This is a genomic window from Microcystis sp. LEGE 08355 (assembly GCF_015207185.1).
Taxonomy (GTDB): domain Bacteria; phylum Cyanobacteriota; class Cyanobacteriia; order Cyanobacteriales; family Microcystaceae; genus Microcystis; species Microcystis panniformis.
Genome location: NZ_JADEXI010000530.1, coordinates 1 through 3,213, shown reverse-complemented (window position 1 = coordinate 3,213; position 3,213 = coordinate 1). Strand labels below are relative to the sequence as shown.

The window sequence follows — 3,213 nt, the reverse complement described above, 5'->3', positions numbered from 1 at the left end:
GTGAAGGAATCGGGCGACCCAGCACCTACGCCACCATTCTCGGCACAATTATCGATCGCGGTTATGCTCAAATGCGGAATAAAACCCTCATTCCCACCTTCACCGCCTTCGCCGTCGTCGGTTTATTAGAAAACCATTTCCCCGACCTGGTAGATCCCAAATTTACCTCGAAGATGGAGGAAACCCTCGACGATATCGCCACTGGTTCCGCCCAATGGTTGCCCTATCTCGATCGCTTCTATCGGGGGGAAAAGGGGCTAGAAAGCCAAGTCAAAGAGCGCGAGAGTCAAATTAACTCTAGCACCGCTAAATCGGTGATTTTAGAGGATTTACAGGCAACTATCAAGATCGGCAAATACGGACCCTATCTGGAAGTCCCCCGGGGGGATGAAATCCTCACCGCTTCCATCCCGGCCGATTTAACCCCGGCGGATCTGAACCCCGAACAGGTAGAAACCCTGCTGCGACAAAAAACCGAAGGTCCGGATAAAATCGGTCTTCATCCTGACACCGGAGAGCCGATTTATCTGCTGGTGGGTAGTTACGGTCCCTACGTCCAGTTAGGAGATATCAGCGATGACAATCCCAAACCGAAACGCGCCTCCTTACCCAAAGGAGTCAAACCCGAGGACATCACCCTCGAACAAGCGGTGGGTTTATTAGCACTGCCGCGACTGCTGGGAACCCATCCCCTCACCGGAGGCAAAATTAAAGCCAGTTTAGGGCGTTTCGGCCCCTATGTGGTTCAGGAAGAGGGCAAAGAAAAAGAATATCGTTCCCTGAAAGCCAGCGATGATGTCTTGACTATAACTCTCGATCGAGCCTTGGCCTTATTAGCCGAACCGAAAAAAGCTCGCGGCGCTCGTGGTTCTACCAAACCACCCTTAAAAGAATTGGGTAAACATCCCGACGATGGGGAATTGGTGGGATTGTACGAGGGACCCTACGGAGTTTATATCAAGCACGGTAAAACTAACGCCAAGATTCCCGAAGGAGAAACCGCCGAAACCCTCACCCTAGAACAAGCTTTAGTCGCCCTAGCCGCCAAGACAACCACTGCCAAGAAAACCACTACCAAGAAAACTACTTCTACCACCACCAAAAAAACTACTTCCCCGGGCAGTAAAACTGGCAAAAGTAAGACGGTTTAGCGGTTAGTGGTGGGGCGATTTTCTCCATGGTTAATTCCTCGCCCTGATGCGAGGACAAATCTGGCTGGCTCTTTTGTCCTTGGGACTACTTTGACTAGGCTGATTCTATACCCCAAATTCCCCTACTGTAAGGCAATCGCCATCGCTTCTTGGGGAATTTGCCGGTAAATTGGTTTTAAAAATTGTTCTATGGCATCTGATTCGGGGCCAGCGAGGGGAAAATTGCCTAAAATGTCGAGAATGGTTTGATTTTCATTCCCTGGCGTGATGACAACGAGGGAGGGGTCTAGCTCTTCATCGTACTGCCAAAAGCGATCGATAGCGCTGTCGGGGGCAGTTTTTTCGACTACTGCGGGGGGTTCACTGAATGCTAAAGGTTGATTATCAGAGGAATAGGAACGTTTTTCGCGTAAAGCTTCCAGAATTTGGCTTTTGCTTCGGCCGCGCAGTTGCAACAACAGGAAGGGATCGACAATAAAACGATCGCCCAATTGATAATACACTGCTCCTATATGTTTGCAGGGGTTGGCTTGATCGGGACAGGTGCAACGAGAGCGAATATCAGCTAGGGAAAAGGGAAATAAATTCACCCCACTATCGATAAAAACACGCTCAATATGATCGGGCATTTGTCCGGTGAGCAATTGAGCGGAATAAATGGCTTTTTTGGAGAGAAGCTTAATAATATAATCCCATTCTTCATCACTAAAAGCCGCTAGGGATAAATCCACTATATAAGGCTCTGGTTCACTGCCTTGCACTCTAGCAATAACTTGCGAGTCTTCAAAGTCAATACTTAACACATTGCCTTCTCTAGCGTACAGTCTAGCTCGTTCCAAACGTTTTTTAAAGCGATAGGAATCGAGTAGTTCTAACCATTTTTGTACCCACCAAGCTTGTTCTGTCATTTTTTATTTACCCTACAGCGGATCAGCTTCGTTACCAAGAAAAACGTCAATTCAAAAAGGAAACACATTAGCCTAGAGGCTGGACTAGGAAAGGCTCATCAGGTATATTCTGATCTTTAACAACAACAAATCAGACCCAAAAACGAAGCCCTCAATATCTTAACATAGAACCAAGAAACTTGCTCTACCAACTTGGTCAAGAGGTAAATTTATCTCAACGGCAAATAGCCGTCTTGCTCGGATGTGATCAAAGCACGACCAGAGCGAGAATTAATACTAAATCCTGTTGAGAAAGTATCGGAGAGCAGGCAGCGGGAACGAGGAGAAGGAAGCGAAGAGCGAGTTTTTTAAAGTTGGATTGGAAGTGAATTATGCTATCGTGCTGGGAGGGAAGGAAAAGAATCGCCAAACCATTTAAGTAGCTAAACATAATTAATTACACATATCTAACTACCCATTGCCTTTTGCTTGAGTGCCTATGCTAACCAAGAAGTTAATTTTGTCCTATTACTGAGCAAATGATCTATCAAAACTAAGCTAAAGTGAAATTAATTTAGTGACCGAAAAACTTTTCCAAGAGATTCCCTTTGACAAAATAAAAACCGACCCTTGTGACAAGGTCAAAGAGTTTATTGGACATCAAGAGTTGAGTGAGAAACTAGGAGTAGATTTTTATTTTGCTACTCCTGATCATTCTTGGGAGAGGGGATTAAACGAGCCGACTAATGGACTAAGCTAAGACGCATTTCGAATCTCCGCCCCCCCCTTGCCCTAGGGTTGATTCATTTAAATTAAGTATAGCTGATTTTGAGTCAATAAATTTGACTGAAGATTCTCAATTTTATCTTTTTCTAACCAAAAGAGTTAGTGACAATAACTAATCTTTAATTCTCTGCCAATATTTATTATGAATAGATTGATAAAGCCTGTTCCCAAGCCACTAAAAGCCTATCTCTCTTCAAATTGTCTGAGAGTACATCCTGTTAATTTAGCTAATTTTTCTGCTTCTTACGTCGATAAAACTATCAGTTTTTCCCAACGTTCAGCTAACCACCTCTGTCCCTCTGTTATTGAGAGAAAACCCAAGCCTCTGAAAAGATTCAATCCTATAGTTGTGAGAATTGACCAATTGCTGGCCGCTTGAAAATCACTAA

2 protein-coding genes and 2 pseudogenes are annotated in these 3,213 nt (G+C 44.8%); 2 read left to right on the top strand and 2 right to left on the bottom strand.

The features are described 5' to 3' along the window. Positions 1 to 1,151 (top strand): topoisomerase C-terminal repeat-containing protein (locus tag IQ242_RS20540; protein WP_255520689.1); only part of this gene is annotated, 1,151 nt, incomplete at its 5' end. 122 nt (positions 1,152 to 1,273) lie between these two features. Here IQ242_RS20540 and IQ242_RS20535 read toward each other — a convergent pair. Beyond that, positions 1,274 to 2,059 carry an SWIM zinc finger family protein gene (locus IQ242_RS20535; protein ID WP_193961226.1) on the bottom strand — a complete coding sequence of 262 codons (786 nt, stop codon included), beginning with the start codon at positions 2,057 to 2,059 and terminating at the stop codon, positions 1,274 to 1,276. A gap of 541 nt (positions 2,060 to 2,600) precedes the next feature. On the opposite strand from IQ242_RS20535, the pseudogene IQ242_RS20530 reads away from it, so the two are divergent. Then, positions 2,601 to 2,792 (top strand): annotated as a pseudogene (locus tag IQ242_RS20530) (IS30 family transposase); the annotation flags it as partial. A 275-nt stretch (positions 2,793 to 3,067) separates the two neighbouring features. On the opposite strand, the pseudogene IQ242_RS20525 reads toward IQ242_RS20530, so the two are convergent. Beyond that, positions 3,068 to 3,213, bottom strand: a pseudogene (locus tag IQ242_RS20525) (ISAs1 family transposase); the annotation flags it as partial.